Here is a 25,580-nt window from a genome sequence, read left to right as displayed (position 1 = left end):
ATTTTGGGGGATTTATGACTGATTATTCAATGCTTATAAACGGTAAGTCAGTAGGGGCTAAAACCTCAATTGAGGTACTTAATCCGGCCACAGAGGCAGTAATCGCAACGGTTCCCGAAGCAAGTCCTGCCCAGTTAGACGAGGCGGTTGCTGCGGCTAGGCAGGCCTTGCCCGGCTGGAGTGGGCAGTCTTTGGAAGAGCGCCGAGCCCTGATTTTGAAAATTGCTGACAGGCTTGAGGAAAATATTGGAGAGTTGGCCCAGCTTCTTAGTGAGGAGCAGGGGAAGCCCATCGACGGTTTTGCAGGCCTAGGCGCCATGTTTGAGTTGGGGGGTAGTCTGGCATGGATACGTTACACCGCGAGCCTAGACCTACCTGTGGAAGTTATTCAGGATAATGACGAGGCTCGCATTGAAGTACATCGTAAGCCCGTGGGTGTGGTGGGCTCAATCACCCCTTGGAATTATCCGCTGCTCATCACCTGTTGGCATATTATTCCGGGCCTTTTAGCCGGCTGCACGGTAGTGGCGAAGCCCTCGGAATACACGCCTTTAACGGTACTCAAAGCGATGCACCTCATCAGCGATTTGCTGCCTCCCGGTGTTCTGAATATTGTCACTGGAAAGGGCGGTCTAGGCGCGGCGATATCGTCTCATCCTGATATCGATAAAATTGTTTTTACCGGCTCTACCCGCACCGGCAAGCGAATTATGGAAGCGGCCGCTGATAACTTAAAGCGTTTGACCCTAGAGCTGGGTGGCAACGATGCCGCCATAGTCTTGCCCGATACCAATGTAGCAGAGGCAGCAGGCAAAATTTTTGCAACGGCTATGATCAACAATGGACAGACCTGCGCGGCCCTGAAGCGGCTTTATGTCCATGAGGATATCTATGATGAAATGTGCGAGGCGCTGGCCGGTATTGCTGGGAGCGTAAAGACTGGTCCGGCTTCAGAGAGCCCCGATTTTGGTCCTATCCAAAATAAAATGCAGTACGACCGCGTTTGTGAATTAGCTGAATCAGCCAAAGCCGACGGTGCTACTTTCCTTACCGGCGGTGAGCCTATGCCGGGGCCTGGGTATTTCTTTCCAGTGACAATCGTCAAAGACATACCCGAGAGTAGCCGGCTGGTTCAGGAGGAGCCTTTTGGACCAATCTTACCGGTCGTCAGCTTCTCAGATGTCGAAGACGCGCTGAAAAAGGCCAATGCGGTCTCTGTAGGTCTGGGTGGTTCGGTTTGGTCGAGCGACGTTGCTGCGGCTCAGAAACTCGCGTCTCGTCTTGAGTGTGGCACGGCTTGGGTAAATAACCACGCTATGATTCAACCCGATGCGCCTTTCGGCGGTGTCAAACAGTCAGGTGTTGGCGTGGAGTTTGGACGTTACGGGCTCGTCGAGTACACCAATATTCAAACCCTACAAATTTCCAAAAGTTAATAACAGTGCGAGGGATAATCATGGTTAAGCAAAGCTTGTTTGTCGCACTGCTGGCTGCCGTCAGTGTGTGGGTTAGTGCAGAGGAAATACGGCCACCACTAGCGGTAGAGCCCACCGGGATCATCGAAACCCTACCCGAGCGCTATCCGGCGGATTGGTTCTTAGTTCACGACGCGGCCTTCTTTCACATGTCTGACGGTAAGGTTGTGGTGCTAGACACCACCAAGGACTCTGTTGGAGAGCAGGTGCAAGGGATGTTTCCTGTGAGTCTTATGGGGACTTTTATCGAAGCGCAATCAAGGGGCGAGATTTTTTCCGTTGAGACCTTCCATACCCGAGGAACACGTGGCGACCGAATTGATGTACTGACCATTTGGGATACGGCAAACCTCTCGGCGGTTGCCGAGGTCATACTGCCTGCTGGCAAGCGTTTCATGGGGATGCCAGAACGCGTGGCGCTACAACTTCTGAAGGATGATCGGTGGCTGGCCATATTCAATCTCAGTCCGTCGACGTCGGTGACATTGGTCGATCTAGAGACGCGCACAGTCATGGGTGAGATCCCAATTCCAGGATGCAGCTTTATTTATGCAAATGGCGACATGGGACTCAGTGCATTGTGCGCTGACGGCCGTATGCTGACGGTGGTTTTAAATGATGACGGCTCGGAAAAATCGAGAGTCACGAGTGAGGTGTTTTTTGATTCTGACGATTCGCCGATCTTTGAGCGACCCGCTGTCGTGGATAATATTGCGTATTTTCCAGCCTTTGACGGGCGAGTGCAGCCTGTAGCTATGACGGGAAGCGCCGCTTTGCCAATGGCGTCTTGGCCTCTTTATGGTAAGGGAGAGGAGGCCTGGGCGCCCTCGGGTATTGGTATTGACGGTGAGGATGATCTCGGTCGTATTTATTTTTTAATGAACGCCGAGGCCAATGGCGTGGACGGAATGCATAACGCTGGGGGCAGTGAAGTTTGGGTTTTTGATCCGGAGGCTAGGCGGCGTGTTCTTCGGATTCCACTGGAAGCATGGGGACTGTCCCTGGCGGTGAGTCGAGGCGAGGAGCCTAAAGTGCTGGTGACTAACCCTACCGATATGAGCGTTGAACTCTATGACGGCTTGACCGGGAGCTTCATTAAAAAAATCACGGGCTTTGGCCAGGAAACGCCACTTTTGCTGCGGGGTGCTCAGTAAATGCTGCTGGCAGTGGTTACGGGGGCTATCGCGTTGTTTGCGGGCCTGATTTTTCTCCATGCGGGGTACTCTAAATTTCGCCACTCCGCCGACTACATCGACATTATGGCGGCCTACCTAGGGCGCCCGGTAAAGCGCTGGACGGTAACTACTGTGGGCACTACCGAAATGGTGTTGGCGCTGGCGCTTCTCGTTCCCGCTACCCGCTCAATTGCTGCTCTGGGCTGCAGTTTTCTACTTGTCATGTATGCGGGATTTATGTGGCGCCAAATTCAGGCGGGCCGTAAAGATCTGCGTTGTGGGTGCGGTGGCCCTGCCGCTGAAACTCGCATTGGTCCCGAGTTAGTCCTGCGCAATTTGTTGGTGGCCGCACCATTGTTGGGGGTGGCTGCGCAGTCCCCATCGTTGAACTCCATGGCAATCATCTCACTGGGTACAGCCTTAGGTCTTTTTTTGGTGCTGATCTATTTGTCGACTGACCAGATCATTGCCAATCGACAGCGTTTGGTAGGGTGGTCGCAATGAGTTTTCTGGTGGTATCAAATATTATTTTGTGGGCAGCGGTCATTGGCCTGGGCATTGTTAACTATGCGTTGTTGCGACAGGTTGGTGTACTGTACGAACGTGTGGCACCGGCAGGCGCTTTAATGGTGAACCGCACTTTAGAGGTTGGAGCGCAAGCTCCGGCACTCGAGGCGTTAACCCTCACTGAGGATCGGGTCAGTATCGGTGGTGCTGGCAGTAAATCTCAGCTGCTATTTTTTATGTCGCCAGATTGCCCGGTGTGTAATGAACTCATGCCGGCTTTGCTATCGAGCGCACGTGCCGAAGCAGATTGGGTGGATGTGGTGTTAGTAAGCGATGGCGATCAGCAGGATCACGCGGGCTATGTTGCACGAAAAGAAATTCCGCTGCCGTATGTCGTCAGCGAACTTATCGGCAAAAGTTATGGCGTATCAAAGCTGCCTTACGCCGTTTTGGTTGACGAGCAGCAACGCGTGGCTTCTCTGGGAATCGTTAATTCTCGCGAGCACATCGACAGTCTTTTTGAAGCGAAGGAACGCGGTGTGGCTTCGATTCAAGATTTTATGAATAAACGCACAGATGCGTCTTATGTGGAGGTCAAATCATGATGTCTTTCATTGATCGGCTGCTCGAGCAGCGAGCCAGAAGTGCAGCCCAGCAAGCCCCTCGTCGCGGCATGTTGAAAGCTCTGGGAGGCGTGCTTGTTGGCGCCAGCACACTGCCACTCCTGCCCGTGGCACGTGCTGCGGGGCCCGAGCCCACGAGCCGGCCACAGGAGAGCGGGAGTGAGACGGATTGTGATTACTGGCGGTATTGCGCCATCGACGGCTTTCTATGCAGCTGTTGCGGGGGCAGCGCCAACAGTTGTCCCCCAGGCACGGAAATGTCACCGGTGACTTGGATTGGTACCTGTCACAATCCGGCCGATGGTCGTAACTACGTGATTTCATACAATGACTGCTGCGGTAAGCCTGGTTGCGGCGCCTGTTTGTGTCAGCGTGATGAGGGCGATAGACCGCCTTATCGTCCAGACAAGACGAACGACATTAACTGGTGCCTCGGTACCTCGAGTGCGGCTTACCATTGTTCGGCTGCGGTGGTTGTCGGGGTGGCATTCGAGGAGTAGCGGCGTGGCGAGGGCGATGATCAAGGGGTTGATGCTTGCCGTGATGGTGGCAATTTGTCCGGGCTTGGCTGCGGATGATGCGATGAACCCCGAGCGCGCGAAATACCACTATCAAATGTTTTGTCAGGGGTGTCACACCCCCGACGGCGCTGGTGCTAATGCTATTCCACCCCTAAAGGATTTTATGGGGTATTTTCTGCGCAGCCAGCGCGGGCGGGAATTTATGGTGCGTGTCCCGGGTTCGGCATTGTCCACACTTGATGATGCTGAGCTCGCAGAGGTCTTAAACTGGAGTATCGATAATTTTGCAGGAGTAAGTCTGCCGGCGGCAGGTTACGTCCCCTACACATCACAAGAAGTGGCCGTTCTCAGAGCCCAGCCACTCCAAGAAATCGAAAATCATAGAGCATCGGTGTTGGCAGAAATTGCTGCACTGGAGGCACAAGGAGCAGAGTCATGAAAAGTCTAACGAGGTTTGCTGCTTGTTTGGCAGCGCTAGCGGTTATTTTAGGGGCTCCTTCGCTGGCGGCGGAACCCAAGGCACTAGCTACTTGCGTGGCTTGCCACGGTAAAGAAGGTGTGGGTATCAATGCCGACTACGCCAACCTTGGGGGGCAAAATGCACCCTATCTCGTCCTACAGCTAAAGGCTTTTCGCAGTGGGGAGCGAAAAAACGCCCTGATGAACGGCATGGCGGCGGGGCTCAGTGATGCCGACATCGATGAGCTAGCAACTTGGTATGCGGGGCAGCCCTGGGTGGTCGCCGATAACGGTAACGCTAACTTAGTGGAGGAGGGTTTAAACCGGGCCGGTTATTGCCATGCTTGCCACGGTATGAAAGGTTACCCTGTTACGAAGGATTGGCCTATTCTGGCGGGTCAGAGCGCGCTTTACTTAGACAAACAGTTGCAGGCCTTCAAGAGTGGTACCCGTTATCATCCGCTTATGGTGAATGTGGTGAAAGACCTTGAGCCTGCTGCGATGACAGCCCTTGCCTCGTACTACACGCAATTGAACGAGGCCGACTGAACCCTTTCGCGATGACCTCTTCAGGGGGATATACCCCGAGTCTGTCTCCCCGATTCGCAGCTTATGTACGAGATTATTTGATGGACCGGGAGGTCGATCCCGGGCCGGTGTTTGAAGCCAGTGGCTTGGACTACACCAACAACGAAGAGTATGACCTGCCACTTCCCCTCGAAAGCGTTGCCGCACTTTTTGAGCACGCGGCGCAAGTGACTAATAACCAGACCATGGGGCTATCCATGGGTCGGGATTTTCATTTCGAATCAAGTAGCTTGCTAATCGTAGCAATGTTGGCAGCGCCTTCCGTAGGCAGCGGTTTAACCTTTCTAAATCAGTACGATCACTACATCGACTCGGGAATCACTACGCACTATCAGTCCAAAGGTGACACCGTAGTGTTCTCAGCTGATCTTATTGATATGGGCAGTTCTGATATGGGCCAGCTCAATGAGTATCTCAATGGTTTCCTAGTGCAAACGTTGCTTACGGCGACTCGAACAACAGTTCCCCTGATACGGGTAACGTTCCGCCACAAGCAGCCTGCCACAACCCAAGCACTGCATGATTTCTTTAACTGCAAGCTAGAGTTTGATGCCCAGCACAATAGCATTTATTTGCCTGCGTCTTTTCTAAACCAGCCTTTTCTTACCAGTAATAAACTGATGTTTAGAATTTTGGCTAATGCCATGGAAACCTATTTTTCAATGGGGAATAAAACCAGTGGCTTTGTGGGTAAGGTTTGTCGTCAGATAATGCTTGAGGACCCAATAGGCAACCTCGACTCAAAAAGTATTGCAAGGCTCATGGGTTTATCGACACGAACGCTTCGACGCCGCCTGTCAGAGGAGGGCTTTACTTTTAACGAGGCAAAAAATCTCGCAAGAGAGCGAAGAGCGAAGTACTTATTGGTTAATTCACGTGCCTCGCTGACAGAAATCGCTTTTGATTTGGGCTATTCCGAGCTGAGTGCCTTTAGCCGTGCCTTTCGTTCTTGGGTGGGTGAATCACCACAAGCCTATCGAGAAAATCTCCGCGCACTCCTCGATTAATCGCTGTTCTAGCGAAGCTGAAAATTGACAAAAACGCTGCCGAGCCAGCCAATTTGGTGGTCAAGCCTGTGGCCACTTATGTCAATCTTATGGAAACTTCTGCGGGTATAGTCAAAGCGAAAGGCTTGGGTCGTGGCGCGAGCGCTGCGGTCAAAAAATAAGAAATAGCTACTCAGGGGAGTTCACAATGAACAATCGTCGACAAAACTACTGTGGTCCTATTGCAACGTTAGCTGCTGCCGTTGCTGTGGCGTCTGTTACTTTGCCAGCCATGGCGCTCCAGCTAGAGGAAGTTGTAGTCACGGCCCAGAAGCGCGAGCAAGGTGCCAACGATGTGGGTATAGCAATCACCACCTTCACCGGTGAGCAGATTCGCGAACTCGGGATTTTGAGCGCCGAAGATATCGCTATGTACACCCCTGGCGTTACAGTCAATGAGACGGCAGCCACAGGGGTGCCGCTATACACAATTCGTGGGGTCGGCTTTCAAGATTACTCGACGGCAGCTTCATCGACCGTCGGCATTTACTTTGACGGGGTCGCCATGCCCTACACAGTAATGACCCGTGGCCTGCTTTTTGACACCGATCGTGTAGAGATACTCAAAGGCCCTCAGGGAGACCTCTATGGCCGCAACACCACGGCTGGCCAAATAAACTTTATTGGCAAGGAACCTACCGAGGAGTTCGCTGCGGGAGTAACAGCGAGTTATGGCCGGTACGAAGCCCTAGATCTTGAAGGCTACGTGAGTGGCAGCTTATCTGATTCAACCCGTGGTCGTGTTGCTGTGCGAATTGCGCAGTCTGGAGAAGGTTGGCAAGAAAATACCGTAGGCGATGACAAGCTCGGTGAGGATGACGTCATGGCAATTCGTGGCACCTTGGTCAGTGACTTTAGTGATAGCTTTAGCGCGAAACTAATGGTGAGCTACGTCGATGATCAATCTGACAATACGGCAAATACAGCCTATCCGGGCAGCCTCATCGGAATCGGAGACTTCACAGCGCCCTATGTGCCCCTCGACCAATATGTCATTCCGGGCAACGCTACCTTTGGGCAAACGCCCCCTTGGTACTCAGTCGACGATAATACTAAGGCGGGTTGGACCAACAGCTACACTAGTGCACTGACGGGCAAGACCTTCGATTTGCGTCCGCAAAGGGACAACCAATCTACCAATATAATGCTCCGCTTAGATTGGGCTATTGGTGACGCGACCTTAACTTCAATTAGCGGATATAGCGATTTCCAGCGCGAGGAAAGCAATGACTGGGATGGCGGTTTTTATAATGACTCTAGCAACATCAACACCACCGATTTGCAGGTCTTCAGCCAGGAACTAAGGCTCGCTGGGGAAAGTGACCGATTAAATTGGGTGGTTGGGCTGTATTACTCTCAGGATGATATGGATGAGTACTATCACTATTTCATGTCTGATTCGGTTTATGGGTATGGCAGCATTCCCTTTGGCGTAGGTTTGTTTGCGCCCAATCCCATTCTGGAGCTCGACACCAAGTACGAACAAGAAACAACTTCGACTGCAGTCTTTGGCCACGTTGAGTACGAGCTGACCGACGCGCTAAAGCTAATCGCAGGCGCTCGCTACACCAATGAGAAGCGTGATTGGACGGGATGTACTTATGTCGCTGATGATGGCTCGCTGGGTTTATTTCTCAATAATGTGTTTGGACTTGCGGGCTCACCTTTTGAGGTGGGTCCGGGTGACTGCGGCACCATCAACGATATTGGGGGCTTTGATCCGTCGTTCAATCCCTACTCAGATGAGATCGATACGGGTCGCGCGACAGGAAAGGTAGGGTTAGATTGGACACCATCAGACGACCTCCTTGTTTATGGCTCCATTTCCAACGGCTTTAAGTCGGGTGGTTTCAATGGTGCAAACTCGAATACAACGACACAGCTCATACCCTATGAAGAAGAGGTGCTGACGGCGTATGAGCTAGGCACGAAGGCGACGCTCGCTGGAGGCACCATGCAGTTTAACGGTGCTGTCTTTTACTACGATTACAAAGATAAGCAGGAGCAAGATGCAGCGGTCACATTGGTGGGTAATATTTCAGGCCTTACCAACGTGGATGAATCCGAAATTTATGGCGCTGAGATCGAATTTACGTGGCAGCCCACCGAGGGCCTTACCTTGGCAGCGAATGGGGCTTGGTTGGAATCCGAGGTTAAAAAGTGGCAGGCCGTTGATCGTGCCACCAGCTCTTACCCCAACAATATAAATTACTACGATGCATCGGGTCAGGAGTTAGCAATGACACCTGATTTTTCATACACCCTTTATGCGCGTTACGAAATGCCAATCACTAACAGCCTCATGCTGGATTTATCGGCTGATTACAATCAGACCGGGAAAACAACGGGTGGTCCACGGCCCGAAGATGCGACTGAAGAATACGGTGTGGCAAATGCCAGAGTGGGTCTTGGATCTAGCAGTGGTAACTGGCGTGTGATGGCTTGGGTCAGAAATCTTACGGACGAGGATTACTACCCATCTGCCTATACCGGCGGTAACGGGCCTTACGTGCGAACCTATGGCATGCCAAGGACCTATGGTGTGACCTTTAGCTATTTCACAGGTCAGTAAAGCACGCTGTGAATCGTGAGTAAGGGGCCATTTCCGGCCCCTTTTTTATCGGATTTAAGATAAGTGTCGTGGGGCTGTGCATGAAACGAACAACGCTGTGGTGGGTACTTGGCTGTTTTCTAGTGTTGGCTGGCTGCAAGGAGGTACCTCCTAGTAGCCCTTCAGTTGGCATGGCTGAGGGACCTCGGGCAGATACCGTAGTAATTAATGCGAAAGTCTATACCGATGGATCCTCTGCAAATGTGAGTGAGGCGCTGGCAATTCAGGGCGGTCGGTTTTTGGCTGTAGGCACTACTGAAGCCATGCTGGCACTGACTGACGATGCCACTGAAACTATCGATGCGTCAGGTGCTGCTGTCTTCCCCGGATTAATCGATGCTCATGCGCACCCGTCTATGGGCGGTCAAAAAGTGCTGTACATGTGCAATTTTGCGTTCAATACCACCCCCGATGAATTGGCAGCAACGATTGAGCGTTGTGCTCAGGCACCGGATGCGCCGGAGTGGATTGTAGGGGGGCAGTGGAATAGTAACTTTTTTGTTGATCATGACATTGCATCACCGCGAGAATTTTTGGATGCGGTCTCAGGCGGTCATCCTGTGTTTCTAGACGACGACTCAGCGCATCATGGTTGGGCCAATACTCTGGCGATGGAGTTGGCGGGCATTGAGCTGAGCGCTGATACCGTAGATCCAATTGGCGGTGTCTATGTTCGTGACGAAGCAGGTGTCCCCAATGGCGTGCTGCTTGAGTCGGCAGCGGGGGTGGTATCTGCTGTTATACCTCCGTATACGCTGTCACAAGTTACCGCCGGTATTGAAGCCGTCTCGGGCATAGCCAATAGTTATGGCGTGACCGCATTCGGTGATGCTCGTGTTCCTGAAATGGCTATGCGCGCCTACAAAGCGGCAGATGATGCGGGCAAGTTTACTGTTCATGCTGTTCTTTATCAGCAGAGCTACGGTCACGGTGGTGAGCCAGAGCCTTTAGAGCCGGTCACTGCCTACGAAGAGCGTGCAGCGTTATACGGCTCAGAAAACCTCAAAACCAAAGCAATCAAGTTCTTCCTCGATGGTGTGCCCACGGCTTCACGCTCGGCTCTGATGGTGGCCCCTTACACTACCGATGCGCAGCACCCTGAAGCAACCCTGGGTATGCAGATGATAGCCACAGAGGAGCTTGAGAGGGCGGTTACTCGTTTTGATGCCGCTGGCTACCTTATTAAAATTCATACCGCAGGTGATGGTGCCGTACGCGTGGCGCTAGACGCGATTGAAAATGCCAGAATAGCCAATGGTTCTCCCGGGCAACCGATTTCTCTCGCCCATGCGGGCTACATTGATCCCCTTGATCTGCCACGCTTTAGCGCGTTCAACGCGGTGGCCGATTTTTCCCCCTACCTTTGGTACCCCAGACCCATCATTGATTCCGTGGTGCAGGCCGTCGGACTGCCTCGGGGGGAGCGGTATTGGCCTACCCGGGATTTACTCGATTCAGGGGCTTTAGTAAACGGGGGTTCAGATTGGCCAGCTGCCGCTGCTGATATGAACCCTTGGCCTGCTATTGAGTCTTTAGTCTCACGGCGTCACCCCACCAGCGGTACAGAGGCAGAGTTCTGGCCTGAACAGAGCGTTTCCCTGAATGAAGCAATTGTGTTGTGGACAACCCAACCCGCGCTGATTTTAGGTATTGAAAATGTGACGGGCTCAATAGCTGTCGGCAAGTCCGCCGATTTTTTAATCCTTAATCAGGATATCCATGAAATTTCACTAGACGCTATTTCCGAGACGACGCCGCTTGAAACCTGGTTTCGAGGCCAGAAGGTGTTTGCCGTCGAAAAATGAGTATCTGCGATCGACGACAGTTTCTCGGTTTGGCCTTCGCCTCAGCGGTGAGTCGTACTGCTATGGGTCAGGGCAGTGCTTTAGCCGATGATAAGGCCAGTTATGATAGCGCTGACGCGACAACCCTCGCCCATTGGGTAGCCCGTGGTGCTGTGAGTCCCTCTGAGCTGATGGGGGAGGCTACTAAGCGACTGCGCAGGGTCAATCCCCAGCTGAATTTGCTGAGCCAGGATCATATTGACCTTGCACAGATTGCTGTTCAAAAAGGTCTCCCTCAGGGCCCCTTTACGGGCGTGCCTTTTTTGCTAAAAGATTTAGGCATTCAGATGAAGGGCACAGTTACCAGCTCAGGGTCGGCGCTTCATGCTCATTCGATTGCGGGGACAGATTCAGAAATTACTCGGCGTTTTAAAAATGCGGGTCTCGTTATCTTTGGCAAGACCAATACTCCCGAGTTTGGATTGGCGCTCACGACTGAGGGCAAGTTTTTAGGGGATTGTCTCAATCCCTGGAATTTGAATCACAGTACCGGGGGCTCCAGTGGGGGTTCAGCTGCGGCCGTCGCAGCGGGAGTCATTCCAATGGCCCATGCCACTGACGGCGGTGGCTCTATTCGGGTGCCGGCGACTTTTTGTGGCCTTTTGGGTTTGAAGCCCACTCGAGGTCTCACTCCGGGCGGTCGCGGATCGGGAATGTCGGTCGCTCACGTTGTAACGCGTTCAGTACGTGACAGTGCGCTTATGCTTGAGGCTTTAGCTGGCTACCAATCTGGTGCGCCCTATGGGCTTGGGTTACCAAGCACTGGCTTCTTTAACGCAACAACCCGAGATCCGCCGCGCCTAAAAATTGCGATCAACCTGAATGAGCCGCAAGTTAATGTTGATCCGGAGGTCCGCAAAGCTGTTTTAAGTTCAGCAAAACTTCTCGAAGCTTTGGGTCACTCGGTGGAGGAAGCGGCTCCGGGAATTAACTACCTTCACCTCAATGAGGTTCAAAATACGCTAATAGCGAGCAGCACAGCGAGTTGGCTAAATCAGGTGGCGCGTGCTCGCGGATATGAAATTACGCCGGAAGAATTAGAACCTATGACTCATATGATTCGCCGGGAAGGGGCTCAATATTCGGGAGCTAACGTTGCAGAGGCTTTATTGAGTATGCAACAGTTTGGCCTGCAAATGGCGCAGTTTCATCGCCGATTTGACATGGTTTTGCAACCTGTTGCAGCGACGCCAGCACCACCCCTTGGCGCCATTACCTTTCGAGAGGGTGACGATTTGCAAAGTTATACAAGCCGTTTTAAGGCGGTTTCTGCCTATACACATCTTTACAATATGACGGGGCAGCCATCCATCGCTGTTCCCTTTACAACCAGTCAATCGGGTCTGCCCATTGGTATTATGTTGTCAGCCGCGATGGGTGGGGATGCAGGGTTACTGGGATTGGCGGCACAGTTAGAGCGTGACAACCCGTGGCACCAGCGCAGGCCATTGATTTGGTCAGGAATTTAAACCAGCAACAGGGTACACACATGGCTTCTGCACGGAGAACTGGATTAGTCGCACATGAACTTTATATGTGGCATGACACGGGTAATTATGCGGGACCAATGCCCTACGGCAATCCCGTGCAGCCGGGTACCCATGCGGAAAATCCAGAGACGAAACGCCGGTTTCGTAATCTTCTTGAAGTCGCAGGTATGAATGAGGTCCTTACCCACATTAAACCGCGCTCTGCGACGGAGGCAGAGATTCTTCGTTTCCATACAGCTGAGCATTTGGCCAATGTCCAACGGATCAGCGCCGATACAGGCGGAGATGCGGGCTTTTTTACACCGGCAGGTCGGGGAAGTTACGAAATCGCCATGCTGTCTGCAGGTGGGGTGCTCAGTGCATTGGAGGCGCTAATAGCGGGCGAGATCGATAACGCCTACGCCCTAGTCAGGCCGCCAGGTCATCATGCGATTGCGGGTGAAGGTATGGGTTTCTGCATTTTTGGCAATGCAGCCATCGCTGGGTTTCATGCCTTAGAAACCTTGAGTCTGAGCCGCATAGCCTACGTGGACTGGGATGTTCATCATGGTAACGGTACTCAAAGCGCGTTTTATGATGATCCCCGGGCGCTGACAATATCGGTCCATCAAGATAATTGTTTTCCGCCCGATTCAGGGCATGTTCACGAAGTGGGAGAGGGCCCGGGCGAGGGTTACAACATCAACATCCCTTTACCCCCAGGTTCAGGTGTCGGCGCTTATGAAGCCGTCTTTGATCAGATTATCATTCCCGCCCTTGATGCTTTTGCACCTGAGTTGATCATTGTGCCTAGCGGCTTCGATGCTGGCGCCTATGACCCTTTGGGCCGTATGCAAATGCACAGTGATGGCTACCGGAGCCTCACTGAAAAACTTCTGGCTGCTGCTGACCGTAACTGTCAGGGCCGAATATTGATGACCCATGAAGGCGGCTATAACAGTTGGACGGTCCCCTTTTTCGGGCTCGCCGTTTTGGAAGCATTGTCCGGTCACAAAACCGCAACAGAAGATCCTTTTCTGCCGCTGCATGCTGGCTTGGGAGGGCAGGACCTACAACCGCATCAGCAGTTGGCTATTGACGCGGTAAAGCCACTGGTGATGGGTCTCTCTTAGGTAGCGTTGCTATTGGCTGGGTTGTTGTTTCTGCACGTCGTTGGGTTTAACGGGCGTATCTGACAGACAAGGCGTCCTTCTCGGTCGCTCAATGTCCGGTAAGCAAAAGCTATTCACCGGTGTTTTTGGGGCGATCTTTTTGTGGGCAGCTTTAGATGCTCTGTGGGGCCGTTTTAATATTTAACTTTGTAGGTTGCCGATCAGGAGGCCCGTTATTAAGGGCAAGCTGGTAGCAGCACACAGTACCAAGGCCAAGCCGAATATGTGTTTCAGGCGCAACCCGGTGAGAGCAAGCAAGGGTATCGCAACGAAGGGCTGGATAAGGTTTGTCCACTGGTCTCCGTAAGCGACTGACATGGCAATCAGCCCAAGATCAACCTCCAGTAGCTTAGCGGCTTCAATAAATGCGGGCCCTTGCAGCGCCCATTGCGCGCCCCCTGATGGAATAAAAATATTGATCAGTCCCGCAGAGAGAAAAGCAATAACTGGTAGCGTTGTGTGCGTGGCAACGCCAATCAGTCCCTGAGTAAATTGCTGGGCTAGGCCACTTTGGATGGCCATACCCATGATGCCGGCATACAAGGGATATTGCAGTAATGTGGGTGCTGCGACCTGGGCGCCGTCGGCAAACAAAACACTGTAATGGGATAGCGATCGCACAAGAAGAAGCCCTAGGGCCATAAAAGTCCAATTGACTATATTTAATTCCAGTGCCAGTCCTTGCTGAGCAAACCATCCCACCACATAAGCTGCGAGTAACAGCCCCGTTAGCAGTGACCAATGCCTGCGCCCTTGTGGCGGTTTTAAATCAGGTGCTACCTCGGGGAGCCTTTCTAGGGGTGTTACAAGATCTTCGGGTATGTAGGGTTTTTTAAGGTCAAATTGTCGGTGCAGGGCTAGGACAGTCGCGATAATGACGGCGAGGGTGGTGGCTATCGACAAGAGGTTCCAATGCGTTAACAACGTTTCCTGAATGGGAATCAGTCGACCAATAATGTTGTGCGTGGGGTTCCCCTCAGTGGCCACAGCGAGGGCAATAGACGACGAATAACCCATTTCCCACACGGCATAACCACTCAAGGCGCCGACTGCCATGAGAGGAAAATGTACCGGATTGTTTCGCGCGACCGCGTCTTTCGCAATTTCTCTTGCCACCAACGCCCCGCTAATGGGCCCGAGAGGCCAGGAGATCAGATAAAACGTAGCGGCGGTAAGAATGACGAGCACATAAGCCTGCGTGGGGGTTCTTGCCAAGGCTGCTAGGCGCCGCAGTCCACTTTGCATGAGCGGCGTTTGTGAGAGCACATAAGCCAAGATAATAGTCAGGCCAATTTGCATGGTGAAAGTGAGCAGAGAGCTCAATGAATCACCCCATAGCATGAGCAGTTCCGGAGGCTCGGTAGGGGTTAAGGTCAACGCGAGAAAGGCCATTAGGGCCGTTAAGGTCAAAGCAAATGTTAAGGGATCAGGCAGCTTGGCCTCGATGAATTCTTGAAAGCGTTCAAACCCTTTCATGAGCGCGTTCCTCAAAGGTAGGCGGTGCTTTCTGCCAGTGACCGGTGTGCTCCTGAAAGGCGTAGGCGAGTCGCATGACGCCCCAATCGTCTCCAGGCTTGCCGACAATTTGTAAGCCTACGGGGAGGCCTTCAGCATCGAAGCCGGCAGGTATCGATAGGCAGGGAACATCAAAAGGGCTCAATATGCAGCAACTCGACATCCAATCAATATAGCTTGTCATCGCCTCGTTATTAACCGATGTAGGAAACTCGACCTCAATAGGAAAAGGCATGACCTGTGTTACGGGTAATAGCAGATAATCAAAGCGATCAAATACTGACATCAGCGCCTTGTGGAGATTAAGCCGTTGTTTTTCCGCGCTGTTAAGAACATCGCTGGTCAGATCCAAGCCTAGTTTAATATTGTCGATAACGGTTTTTTTCATTTTATCCCGGTCAGATTGGTAGACATCTGCCAGTCCCTCAGCAAAGGCAGCAGCCCTCAACACGGTAAATACGGCCATAGCGTCTTGCAACTCAAAGAGGTCTATTTCTTCAATGGCGGGATAGAGATGTTGCATGTCCGACAGGGCGGCACTGAGAACAGAGGATACCGGGGCCTCAACAGGAAGGCCGGCTGGTTTTGGTGCCCAGCCTAAGCGCAGGGTCTTTGGCTGCTCGCTCAAAGCGGGAGTTGGGTTTAGTTTGGCGATATCTAATGAGCGAGGATCACGCGGATCGGCGCCCGCCATAGCTTGAAGCATCAGTGCGCAATCTTCGACAGTTCTTGCCATTGGGCCTTCCACTGCCATCCGGCTGAAGGTCTCTTTTGCTTTCGGAAGGGTGGGTACCCGCCCCATGCTGGGCCGTAGACCTACAACGTTACAAAACGCCGCTGGATTACGCAGTGAGCCGCCCATATCAGAGCCATCGGCAAGAGCCACCATACCTGTGGCAAGGGCTGCAGCTGCGCCCCCAGAACTGCCGCCGGCAGTTTTCAGCGGGTCATAAGGGTTTCGGGTGACGCCGAACAGCGGATTAAAGGTGTGTGATCCAGCGCCAAATTCCGGCGTGTTGGTTTTGCCAATCACGATAGCTCCAGATTCTCGGAGCCTTGATACGAATAAACTGTCAGTTTTGGGTATGTGCTCCGAGTGAATGGGAGATCCTTGAGTGGTTAGGAGGTCTTTGGTGTCCGCAAGGTCTTTGATCGCCAGTGGGAGTCCGGCGAGCTTTGGTAGTATCTGTCCCTGCTGCCTCGCCTTATCAACGCGCTGCGCTGCCTCTAGGCTTTGCTCGATAGGAACCAATGTACATATGGCATTGATGTCTCGGTTCTCCTGCGCGATCCGCTCATAAGTACTCTGCATGAGCGACACTGCAGAGAGTTCGCCGGAGGCCAACGCAGCGATAAGGTCAATCGCTCTGGAGTGCGATTTCGCTGAGCGACCGTTTTGTGGATTATCCTTCGACATAAATGTTGCTCTCAATAAACCCTTTTGAGCCTAGAAGATTGGGCCCAGATTTAATTGCCATTATCGGCCATAAGGTTGACAGTTTGTGGTGCCAAGGCTGAAGTCGATGAAAAGGCTGGTTGCGGCCCATCGCATAGTGAGCAAAACCACAAAGGCCAAATTTAACGCATCAAACTTGATATGATTATTCAACTTTAAACGGCGAACAGGCTCATGACCCAGAGACAGAGACCAAGGTCGGTCGCACCAGCGGCTGCAAAGACAGTCGCAGCCAACAATATGCGGCGCTTCGACCAGTCGTTACCTATGACCCTGTTAAAAGCGCACGAGGCTGTGCTCAGAACCTTTATTCCACATTTGCGTGCCCACGACCTATCGACTCAGCAGTGGCGGGTCATGCGCGCCCTCGCTGAAAGTGAGTCCCTCGATGTGAGTGAACTGGCGTCAGCTTGCTCGTTATTGCGCCCCAGTGTGAGTCGCATTGTTCAAAATCTGGAGGGGCGAAAGATCCTGCAGCGCCAACCTTGCGATCGGGATAGCCGCCGTTCCCTAGTCTCAATTACGTCATTGGGGCGCGAGTTGATTGCAGAAATCGCGCCTGAATCGGAAGCGCGTTATCAATATATCGAGTCACAATATGGCGCTGAGAACCTGAGTGGGCTTTATGACCTGCTCAATGAACTCATAGAGGCGCTTGACCGTGCCGCGCCGCCGTTTGGGACGCTCGGTGCTGAGGGGGAGCCCCCCCCAGACTGTCCATAGCCTCTACCAGTTCACCTATCAGGAATGCGGATTAGGCAACCTCATCGATTTGTACTGCAGCGATACGTCCGCCTTCTTCTGCACGTTGCTGAAATTCCACAACACGGTCGAAATTCATGTAGCGATAAATTTCATCCGCCATAGAGTCGATTTTGGTCGCGAACTCTAGGTACTCAGCCGGGCTGGGCAACCTTCCCAACAACGCCCCAACGGCGGCTAATTCTGCAGAGGTCAGGTAAACGTTGGAACCATCGCCCAATCGGTTGGGAAAGTTCCGAGTCGATGTCGAAAGCACGGTGCTGCCCGGTTCAACTCGCGCTTGGTTACCCATGCAAAGTGAGCAACCCGGCATTTCTGTCCTGGCGCCGGCTTTGCCAAAGATCGAGAAGTAGCCTTCTTCCATGAGCAGCTGTTCGTCCATGCGTGTTGGTGGGCATATCCACATGCGGGTGTTTACGGGTTTGCCATGGGCCTCAAGGAGTTTGCCCGCCGCCCGAAAATGGCCGATGTTTGTCATGCAGCTACCAATAAAGACCTCGTTGACTTCATCGCCAGCGACCTCAGACAGCTTTCGAGCATCATCAGGGTCATTGGGGGCACAGACGATAGGTTCGTTAACCTCAGCGAGGTCGATTTCGATGATTTCGAGATACTCAGCATCACTATCAGCAGACAGAAGTTCGGGCTGTGCCAGCCACTCTTCCATTTTTCGTGCTCGCCGCTCTAGAGTTCTTGCGTCGCCATAACCTTCGGCAATCATTGAGCGTAGAAGCACAATGTTCGAGCGCAAATACTCGGCGATGGTGTCTTCGCCCAACTTAATAGTGCAGCCGGCGGCAGAGCGCTCGGCAGAGGCGTCAGACAGCTCAAAGGCCTGTTCTACAGTGAGGTCCTCGAGGCCCTCGATCTCAAGTATTTGGCCAGAAAAAATGTTCTTTTTGCCCTTTTTCTCGACAGTCAAAAGCCCCTTTTGGATGGCGTAGTAGGGAATGGCATGCACCAAGTCTCGCAACGTAATTCCTGGTTGCATCTTGCCTTTGAAGCGAACCAGTATGGACTCTGGCATATCGAGAGGCATGACGCCGGTTGCGGCTGCGAACGCGACGAGGCCGGAACCTGCAGGGAATGAAATGCCCATTGGGAAGCGGGTGTGAGAGTCACCTCCAGTTCCCACGGTATCGGGTAGTAGCATGCGATTAAGCCAGCTGTGAATAATGCCGTCTCCGGGTCGCAATGACACGCCGCCCCGGGTTTTGATGAAGTCGGGGAGGGTATGTTGCGTTGAAATATCGACGGGCTTTGGATAGGCGGCCGTATGGCAGAACGACTGCATAGTAAGGTCAGCCGAGAAGCCCAGACACGCTAGATCTTTGAGCTCATCGCGGGTCATAGGACCCGTAGTGTCCTGCGACCCTACGGTCGTCATTCGAGGTTCGCAGTAGGTGCCAGGCCTTACGCCCGTCATACCGCAAGCCCGTCCCACCATTTTCTGCGCAAGCGTGAAGCCTTTGCCAGTGTCTGTCGGTTGCTCGGGGGTTCGAAAAAGATTGCTCTCGGGCAGTCCTAGGGCTTCACGTGCGCGAGTTGTTAGCCCGCGACCTATGATTAGATTGATGCGGCCTCCCGCACGAACCTCATCTAGCAAAACCTCAGACTTTAGTGCGAATTCGGACAGTAAGTCACCGGATTCATTGAGTATTTTACCATCATATGGGCGTACTTCAATGACATCCCCCATGCGCAGGTCGTCCACTGGGGCCTCAAAGACTAGGGCTCCTGCATCTTCCATCGTGTTGTAAAAAATGGGGGCCACTTTACCGCCGATGCAAACACCGCCGCCTCGTTTGTTCGGAACTCCTGGCATATCGTCGCCAAAAAACCAAAGCACTGAATTGGTGGCTGATTTTCTAGATGAGCCAGTTCCCACAACGTCCCCAACGAAGGCGACGGGGAGTGCTTTAGCTTTGATGGCCTTAATTTGCTCTAGAGGTCCGGTGATTCCGTGTTCGTCCGGTTCTAGACCGTCTCGAGTCATTTTGTACATGGCGTTGGCGTGCAGCGGAATATCTGGGCGCGACCACGCATCGGGGGCAGGGGACAGGTCGTCAGTATTGGTCTCTCCGGTAACCTTAAACACGACCATTTTTGTGGATTCTGGAACGGGGTCGCGATCGGTAAACCATTCACCGTCAGCCCAGCTTTGCATCACAGCCGCCGCATGGGTATTGCCCTTAGTGGCCAGTGCCTCGACGTCGTGAAAAGCTTCAAACATGAGTAGCGTGTGCTTAAGCTGCTCTGCCGCGGCCACGGCTAATTGGGAATCCTCTAGCAACCCAACGAGTGTTTCTATGTTGTAGCCGCCGTGCATATTGCCCAAAAGTTCGACCGCCTGTGCGGGATCAATAAGAGAGCAGGGGGTCTCGCCTTTGGCGACCGCAGATAAAAAGCCTGCTTTTACGTAGGCCGCTTCGTCAACACCGGGTGGAACTCGAGTCGCTAGAAGCTCTAATAAGAAGTCGGCTTCTCCCGCAGGTGGATTCTTAAGCAGCTCAATTAGATCGGCAACTTGGCTTGCGCTGAGCGGTTTTGCGGGGATATTTTGTTGGGCGCGCTCTTCAACATGGGCGCGATAGGCTTCCAGCACGGTTGTACTCCTTTGGGCGTGAGATGATTTTCGGGACGTAGTATAGCTTGTGACCGGAAATCATGACATTCGTAAGTGATGATCCTGTGCATTCATGCAATCCATACCCTAGACTTCAGGTATGACGCGTTCTTCAAACCCAAAATCTTCAATTTCTGGCACCCCAAGAGTGAGAACACCTTGTATTGGGGTATGTTCCACTGGCATCGGCGACGCAGTTTGCCGAGGCTGTAAACGATTCAGCCATGAGGTCATTGATTGGAACGCTTATACCGAGGTGGAAAAAGCGATCGTCGACGAGCGACTGGCGAATTTTTTGAGTCTCTGCATGCAAAACAAGTTTGTGGTCACTGATCCGGGTCTACTGCGCTGGCAATTGCAAACCCAGCAGATTCGCTTCAACCCTGCCCACGACCAGTACTGTGGTTTATTTGCTTTACTGAAGGCTGGCGCGAGCCAAATTCAAGAGCCTGAAACCTTCGGGTTCTCGGTGCATCTGGCTTGGCGCGACAGTACGTTGACTGCGCTGAGGGAGTTGGTCGATCAGGAGTTTTGGTCCTTGTCTGATGCCCATCACCAGCGTTACCTTGCCACACCGGATTTATTTGAAAGTGGATGAACCCTTGACCGCATCACCAGATTTAGCACCTTTACTTGCGTTTCTGCCGTGTTCCACTCCAGAAGGCTGGATTAACGCTGCCTTAAAAGAGCAGTCGCTGCTATTAATCGATCACGCTAATTGTGAAAAAAAAGCGGCCGCAACGGCGATGAGCTTACTGCATCGACACACGGATCAGCCTGAGCTCATGAATAAAATGTCGCGCTTAGCGAGGGAGGAATTGCGCCATTTTGAGCAAGTTCTTGGGCTTATGAGGAAGCGTCACATAGCCTACAGTTTTGTGAGCGCTTCACGCTACGCCGGAAGCCTGCACGCACTTGTGAGAAAGCGAGACCCGGGTCGACTGCTTGATACGTTACTTTTGGGTGCGCTTATCGAAGCTAGATCTTGTGAGCGGTTTGCTGCCTTGGCACCTCATCTCGATGCCGAGTTGTCGAAATTTTATTTTTCATTGCTAAAAAGCGAGTCACGACACTTTTTAGACTATCTCACTTTGGCAAAGTCAATCGCCAGCAGTGATGAAGTTGAAGAGCGTTTAGGTGTGTTTCGCAGCTGCGAAAAAGAGCTGATTGAAGGCGAAGATCAAGAGCTCCGCTTTCATAGCGGTGTACCTATTGCGGCTTAGCTGGGGGCGCGAGATCGTCAAGGTGGTTGGGTCAGTAGCTGTAGTGCTCCAGGTGACAATCATTACCATCAGCCCGGATAATCCAGCTTTCGCTGCTGGACCAGTCGCCCAGCACTAGGCGATCTCCAGCGTTGGTCCTGTGGCGCTTAGGCCGATGGGTGTGGCCGTGAATCATCAGTCCTACGTCGTGCTCCATGAACGCTGCCTCAATGGCATGATCGTTAGCATCGATAATGTTGTCAGGGTCGTTTTCAGCTTTTGCTTTGCTGGCTGCGCGCAACCCTTGAGCAAACTCACGTCGCTGGGCCAAGGGGCGCTGTAACATCTCGGCCTGCCACGCGGGGTCGTGCAGGATTGTACGCATTTTTTGATACTCAACGTCATCGGTACACAGCGTGTCGCCATGGAGAATCAGCGTGGGTTTGCCGTTGACGTCAATTACGGTGGTGTCCCCCAGCAATTCCCCGCCGATTTGTTCTGCAAACAGATTGCCCAAGGCGAGGTCACGATTGCCCCTAACAACGAACACGGCGGATCCCGAATCGCTCACGGCCCTTAATCTGGCGATGACCCTTTGGTGGAGTGGGGTGTCGTCGTCATCACCAATCCAGTATTCAAAGAAGTCACCGAGAATAAAGAGGCGTTCCATTCCCTGCTCTCGGTCGAGCAGTGCGTATAGCCCCGCCTCAATTTCCGGCGTCTCGTCGCTGAGGTGAAGGTCGCTGATAAACAGCGTGGTAGCCATGGCTCAGGCGGCGGTGACCGTAACGGATTCGATCACAATGCTGTCCTTGGGAACGTCCTGATGGCCCGACTTGTTACCAGTTTCTACTGTCCGGATTTTATCCAGCACATCATCGCCAGCGGTGACTTTGCCAAACACAGTGTAACCCCAGCCCTGCATGTTTTTACCGCTGTGATTCAGGAAGTCGTTATCTTTTACGTTTAAGAAAAACTGTGCTGTGGCTGAATGGGGATCCATTGTGCGCGCCATGGCGATGGTGCCACGATCATTTTTGAGACCATTGTCGGCTTCGTTTTCGACGGGTTCCGCAGTTTCTTTTTGCTGCATGTCGGCATCAAATCCGCCGCCCTGAATCATGAAGTTATCAATCACCCGGTGGAAAATTGTGCCATCGTAGAACCCTTCGGTCGCATAGCGAACAAAGTTTTCAACCGTTTTTGGCGCTTTCTCGGCATCAAGTTCTAGAGTGATGACGCCAAAAGTGGTTTTCATTTCAATGACTGTGTCTGACATGGTGACTCCGGGCCGGTATATCGAAGGCGCGCATGCTACACGGTTTAGATCACAGGTGCGACACGTTAGCGCTTGCTAATTTACGGCCTGTGACAGACTGGCCACAGAAAATAGCCTTGAAATTTCACGTTACTGCGCCCAAAGCCGCTAAATCTTCTGCGATATGCGCCGGGCCTTGGTATCATGCGCCGTCCATTTAGAGGCCACCCATGAGTACCGACGCCCGAAGTAACTTTCTAAAGACCCAGATTCAGTCCGATCTCGACGCAGGAGGGACTCGTCAGCTGGTAACCCGCTTTCCCCCTGAGCCCAATGGCTTCCTTCACTTGGGCCATGCGAAGTCGATCACCGTCAACTTTGAGCTTGCAAAACAGTTTGGGGGTCAATGCCACTTGCGTTTTGATGACACAAACCCCGAAAAGGAAAGTCAGATTTTTATCGACGCAATCCAAGAAGATGTGCGTTGGTTGGGTTATCAATGGAGCGGTGAGGTCCGCTACGCCTCGGCGTATTTTCAGCAACTGTATGACTGGGCGTTGTACCTTATTGACGAAGGCTTGGCTTATGTCTGTGATTTATCAGCTGATGAGGCCCGTGAGCATCGCGGTAGTTTGACTGAGGCTGGTCGAGACAGCCCTCATAGAACGCGCGATAAAGAGGTCAATCGTGACTTATTTGAGCGGATGCGAGCGGGAGAGTATCCCGATGGCAGCCGTGTCCTGCGCGCGAAAATCGATATGGCCTCGCCGAATATTAATTTAAGAGACCCCATTTTGTACCGAATTCGCAAGGCCCACCATCATCAAACCGGAGAGGCTTGGCCAATTTACCCAACCTACGATTTCGCACATGGACAAGAAGACGCCATTGAAGGGGTGACGCACTCAATCTGCACGCTGGAATTTGAAGATCACCGGCCGCTTTACGATTGGTTCATCGAGCATTTGCCCGTTCCCACACGCCCCCGACAGTTTGAGTTTGCCCGACTCAACACTAGCTACACAATGACCAGCAAGCGAAAGCTCAAGCAACTGGTCGACTCCGAGGCGGTTGCGGGCTGGGACGACCCAAGAATGCCAACGCTCGCGGGTTTACGGCGGCGGGGTTATCCCCCTGCCGCAATCCGGCATTTTTGTGAGGAAGTGGGAACCTCACGCTCTGACAGTGTTGTTGATGTGGCTATGCTGGAAAGTGCGGTAAGAAACCAGTTAAACGTAGAAGCTCCCAGAGCTATGGCCGTGCTCAATCCGCTTCCCTTGACCATTACCAATCGAACGGAACCTGAAGTTTTGATGGTGGCGAATCATCCGGGAGATGAGTCGATGGGCGCTAGATCTGTGCCGTTCACTTCCGAGTTATACATTGACGCCGAAGATTTCCGTGAGGAGGCCAATAAAAAATATAAGCGACTTGTGATAGGTAAACGCGTCAGGCTGCGGGGTGGTTATGTCATCGAAGCCGACCGTTGTGACCACGATAGCGCTGGGGAGGTTTCTCACGTATACGCCCGAGTTGTGGAGGGAACTTTGGGGGAAGATCCTCCTGATGGCATTAAAGCCAAAGGCGTTATTCACTGGGTGTCGGCGACAGAGGGCCTCAACGTTGAAATTCGCTGTTACGATCGCTTGTTCACCGACCCAAATCCCGGCAAAGCTGAGGACATGATGGCGGTGCTTAATCCCAAGTCTTTGGTTCGACTTGAACGTGCTGTGGTTGAGCCTTCACTGGCAACGGCTGCTCAGGAAGCTGTCTATCAGTTTGAGCGGGAGGGTTATTTTGTGGCTGATAGGTACGATCACACCCCAGAAAAACCGGTATTCAATATGACGATAGGTCTGAGAGATACTTGGAGTAATTCTCATGGCTGAGTTGTATCTGACGAATACCTTCACAGGGCAAAAAGAGGTTTTCGAGCCCCGTGATGCCGAGCGGGTGACGCTCTATGTGTGTGGGCCTACGGTTTACAACCTCGCGCATATCGGCAACGCCCGTCCCGTAGTGGCTTTTGACATGCTCTACCGTGTGCTGCGGGCTATGTATCCAAAGGTGATATACGCGCGGAACATCACCGACATTGACGACAAAATTATTGCTGCCGCCCGGGAACGTGACGAGGGTATTGAGGTGGTGACCCAAGAATTCACCGATAAGTATCGGGAAGACATGGCTCAGCTCAACACCCTTCCTCCGGATCTGGAGCCTCGTGCTACAGAAAATATTGTCCCCATGCTGGACTTAATAACGCAGCTTGTTGAGCGCGGGCACGCCTATGCGGCTGACGGTCACGTTCTATTTGACGTGACCTCCATGCCCAGTTACGGAGCGCTGAGTGGTCGCAACCTTGACGATATGCTTGCCGGGGCGAGAGTGGAGGTCGCAGACTATAAGCGTAGTCCCGGTGATTTTGTGCTTTGGAAACCCTCGTCACAGGGGGAGCCAGGCTGGGAGAGTCCTTGGGGTTGGGGGCGTCCGGGTTGGCACCTAGAATGCTCTGCCATGATTCGTGCGCACCTTGGTGATGCAATCGATATTCATGGGGGAGGGCGTGACCTTATTTTTCCACATCATGAAAATGAGCGAGCGCAAAGCTGTTGCGGTTATGGAAGCGACTTTGTGCGGTATTGGCTGCACAACGCCTATGTGGATATGGACGGTGAAAAAATGTCCAAATCACTGGGTAATGTCCGCACGGTTCGTGAATTACTGACCCTTTACCCGGGTGAGGTGCTGCGCTTTGCTTTGCTCTCCACGCATTACAGGTCACCGCTTAATTTCTCAGGAGAGCTCTTAGATAACGCCAAAATTGCGCTAAACAGCTTTTATCAAGCGCTGAGGAATACGGCTGACATTGAAGCGGAGGATATCCGGCCCGAGGATACGGCTGTATTCACCGCGCTGCTAGATGACCTGAATACCCCGAAAGCAATTGCTGCGCTGCACTCAACCTGTAAGGCCTTGAACAAGGCAGACGCAGAGGTGGCAGCGACTCGTAAAGGCGAACTGTTAGCGATGGGACGTATCATGGGGTTGCTAGATAATGACCCTGAGCAATGGTTCACTGAGTCTGCCTCCAATACCGGTCTGACATCGGATGAAATTGAGCAGCGCATCGCGGCTAGGATCGAAGCTAGGCTTCGAAAAGATTTTGCCGCGGCAGACGCGGTTCGTGACGAGTTGCAAGCGGCGGGAATTGAGCTTGAGGACGGCGCTGGGGGAACGACATGGCGCCGCACCTGACCAGGCCATAGTG

At 52.7% G+C, this 25,580-nt stretch carries 22 protein-coding genes; 17 read left to right on the top strand and 5 right to left on the bottom strand.

The window, feature by feature from the left end:
- Positions 1–14: 14 nt before the first annotated feature.
- From ACMAY6_RS08935 to ACMAY6_RS08880, 12 genes are all read left to right on the top strand, one after another.
- Positions 15–1,436, top strand: coding sequence for an aldehyde dehydrogenase family protein (locus ACMAY6_RS08935; RefSeq protein ID WP_435211104.1), 1,422 nt, complete (start codon positions 15–17; stop codon positions 1,434–1,436).
- 20 nt (positions 1,437–1,456) lie between these two features.
- Entirely contained in the window at positions 1,457–2,629 is a 1,173-nt protein-coding gene (locus ACMAY6_RS08930; protein ID WP_435211102.1) for an amine dehydrogenase large subunit, read from the top strand.
- Positions 2,630–3,154 (top strand): MauE/DoxX family redox-associated membrane protein, encoded by a 525-nt coding sequence (locus tag ACMAY6_RS08925; RefSeq protein WP_435211100.1) that lies wholly within the window; start codon positions 2,630–2,632, stop codon positions 3,152–3,154.
- Positions 3,151–3,762 (top strand): redoxin domain-containing protein, encoded by a 612-nt coding sequence (locus ACMAY6_RS08920; protein ID WP_435211098.1) that lies wholly within the window; start codon positions 3,151–3,153, stop codon positions 3,760–3,762. Before ACMAY6_RS08925 ends, ACMAY6_RS08920 begins: the two co-directional genes overlap by 4 nt.
- Positions 3,759–4,280, top strand: a complete 522-nt coding sequence (locus ACMAY6_RS08915; RefSeq protein ID WP_435211096.1) for a methylamine dehydrogenase light chain — start codon at positions 3,759–3,761, stop codon at positions 4,278–4,280. The genes ACMAY6_RS08920 and ACMAY6_RS08915 overlap by 4 nt, the downstream gene beginning before the upstream one ends.
- A 4-nt stretch (positions 4,281–4,284) precedes the next feature.
- The gene (locus tag ACMAY6_RS08910) at positions 4,285–4,740 is read left to right on the top strand and encodes a c-type cytochrome (protein WP_435211094.1); all 456 of its coding nucleotides are present in this window, start codon (positions 4,285–4,287) and stop codon (positions 4,738–4,740) included.
- Positions 4,737–5,309 carry a c-type cytochrome gene (locus ACMAY6_RS08905; RefSeq protein ID WP_435211092.1) on the top strand — a complete coding sequence of 191 codons (573 nt, stop codon included), beginning with the start codon at positions 4,737–4,739 and terminating at the stop codon, positions 5,307–5,309. Before ACMAY6_RS08910 ends, ACMAY6_RS08905 begins: the two co-directional genes overlap by 4 nt.
- Positions 5,310–5,389: 80 nt before the next feature.
- Positions 5,390–6,355, top strand: coding sequence for an AraC family transcriptional regulator ligand-binding domain-containing protein (locus ACMAY6_RS08900; protein WP_435211090.1), 966 nt, complete (start codon positions 5,390–5,392; stop codon positions 6,353–6,355).
- Between the two features lie 187 nt (positions 6,356–6,542).
- Positions 6,543–8,966: a TonB-dependent receptor gene (locus ACMAY6_RS08895; protein WP_435211089.1), complete on the top strand. Its 2,424-nt coding sequence runs from the start codon at positions 6,543–6,545 to the stop codon at positions 8,964–8,966.
- Between the two features lie 80 nt (positions 8,967–9,046).
- Entirely contained in the window at positions 9,047–10,810 is a 1,764-nt protein-coding gene (locus tag ACMAY6_RS08890; protein WP_435211087.1) for an amidohydrolase family protein, read from the top strand.
- Positions 10,807–12,318, top strand: coding sequence for an amidase (locus tag ACMAY6_RS08885; RefSeq protein WP_435211086.1), 1,512 nt, complete (start codon positions 10,807–10,809; stop codon positions 12,316–12,318). Before ACMAY6_RS08890 ends, ACMAY6_RS08885 begins: the two co-directional genes overlap by 4 nt.
- Positions 12,319–12,338: 20 nt before the next feature.
- A complete protein-coding gene (locus ACMAY6_RS08880; RefSeq protein ID WP_435211084.1) occupies positions 12,339–13,451 on the top strand; it encodes a class II histone deacetylase in 1,113 nt (370 codons plus the stop codon).
- 180 nt (positions 13,452–13,631) lie between these two features.
- Here the strand turns inward: ACMAY6_RS08880 and ACMAY6_RS08875 are convergent, their stop codons facing one another.
- The gene (locus tag ACMAY6_RS08875) at positions 13,632–14,966 is read right to left on the bottom strand and encodes a TIGR00366 family protein (RefSeq protein ID WP_435211083.1); all 1,335 of its coding nucleotides are present in this window, start codon (positions 14,964–14,966) and stop codon (positions 13,632–13,634) included.
- A complete protein-coding gene (locus tag ACMAY6_RS08870) occupies positions 14,953–16,422 on the bottom strand; it encodes an amidase (RefSeq protein ID WP_435211082.1) in 1,470 nt (489 codons plus the stop codon). Before ACMAY6_RS08870 ends, ACMAY6_RS08875 begins: the two co-directional genes overlap by 14 nt.
- 213 nt (positions 16,423–16,635) lie before the next feature.
- Between ACMAY6_RS08870 and hpaR the strand changes: the two genes are divergently transcribed.
- Entirely contained in the window at positions 16,636–17,184 is a 549-nt protein-coding gene (gene hpaR, locus ACMAY6_RS08865; RefSeq protein ID WP_435211080.1) for a homoprotocatechuate degradation operon regulator HpaR, read from the top strand.
- 31 nt (positions 17,185–17,215) lie between these two features.
- Here the strand turns inward: hpaR and acnB are convergent, their stop codons facing one another.
- Complete coding sequence (gene acnB, locus ACMAY6_RS08860; RefSeq protein ID WP_435211078.1) at positions 17,216–19,828, bottom strand: bifunctional aconitate hydratase 2/2-methylisocitrate dehydratase; 2,613 nt, start codon at positions 19,826–19,828, stop codon at positions 17,216–17,218.
- Between the two features lie 121 nt (positions 19,829–19,949).
- Between acnB and ACMAY6_RS08855 the strand changes: the two genes are divergently transcribed.
- Positions 19,950–20,447, top strand: coding sequence for a DUF1289 domain-containing protein (locus ACMAY6_RS08855; protein ID WP_435211077.1), 498 nt, complete (start codon positions 19,950–19,952; stop codon positions 20,445–20,447).
- A gap of 4 nt (positions 20,448–20,451) precedes the next feature.
- Positions 20,452–21,072: a tRNA-(ms[2]io[6]A)-hydroxylase gene (locus ACMAY6_RS08850; RefSeq protein ID WP_435211076.1), complete on the top strand. Its 621-nt coding sequence runs from the start codon at positions 20,452–20,454 to the stop codon at positions 21,070–21,072.
- A 31-nt stretch (positions 21,073–21,103) separates the two neighbouring features.
- Here ACMAY6_RS08850 and ACMAY6_RS08845 read toward each other — a convergent pair whose 3' ends face one another.
- Both ACMAY6_RS08845 and ACMAY6_RS08840 read right to left on the bottom strand, forming a co-directional pair.
- Positions 21,104–21,817: a UDP-2,3-diacylglucosamine diphosphatase gene (locus ACMAY6_RS08845; protein ID WP_435211075.1), complete on the bottom strand. Its 714-nt coding sequence runs from the start codon at positions 21,815–21,817 to the stop codon at positions 21,104–21,106.
- A gap of 3 nt (positions 21,818–21,820) precedes the next feature.
- On the bottom strand, positions 21,821–22,330 hold the full coding sequence (locus ACMAY6_RS08840) for a peptidylprolyl isomerase (RefSeq protein WP_435211074.1): 510 nt from the start codon (positions 22,328–22,330) through the stop codon (positions 21,821–21,823).
- A gap of 209 nt (positions 22,331–22,539) precedes the next feature.
- Here ACMAY6_RS08840 and ACMAY6_RS08835 point away from each other — a divergent pair, with 209 nt between their 5' ends.
- Entirely contained in the window at positions 22,540–24,198 is a 1,659-nt protein-coding gene (locus tag ACMAY6_RS08835) for a glutamine--tRNA ligase/YqeY domain fusion protein (protein ID WP_435211072.1), read from the top strand.
- Positions 24,191–25,567: a cysteine--tRNA ligase gene (gene cysS, locus ACMAY6_RS08830; RefSeq protein ID WP_435211071.1), complete on the top strand. Its 1,377-nt coding sequence runs from the start codon at positions 24,191–24,193 to the stop codon at positions 25,565–25,567. Before ACMAY6_RS08835 ends, cysS begins: the two co-directional genes overlap by 8 nt.
- Positions 25,568–25,580 lie beyond the last annotated feature (13 nt).

This window comes from Luminiphilus sp. nBUS_16 (assembly GCF_051201645.1).
Lineage (GTDB): Bacteria > Pseudomonadota > Gammaproteobacteria > Pseudomonadales > Halieaceae > Luminiphilus.
This window is presented reverse-complemented; position numbering and strand designations above follow the sequence as displayed.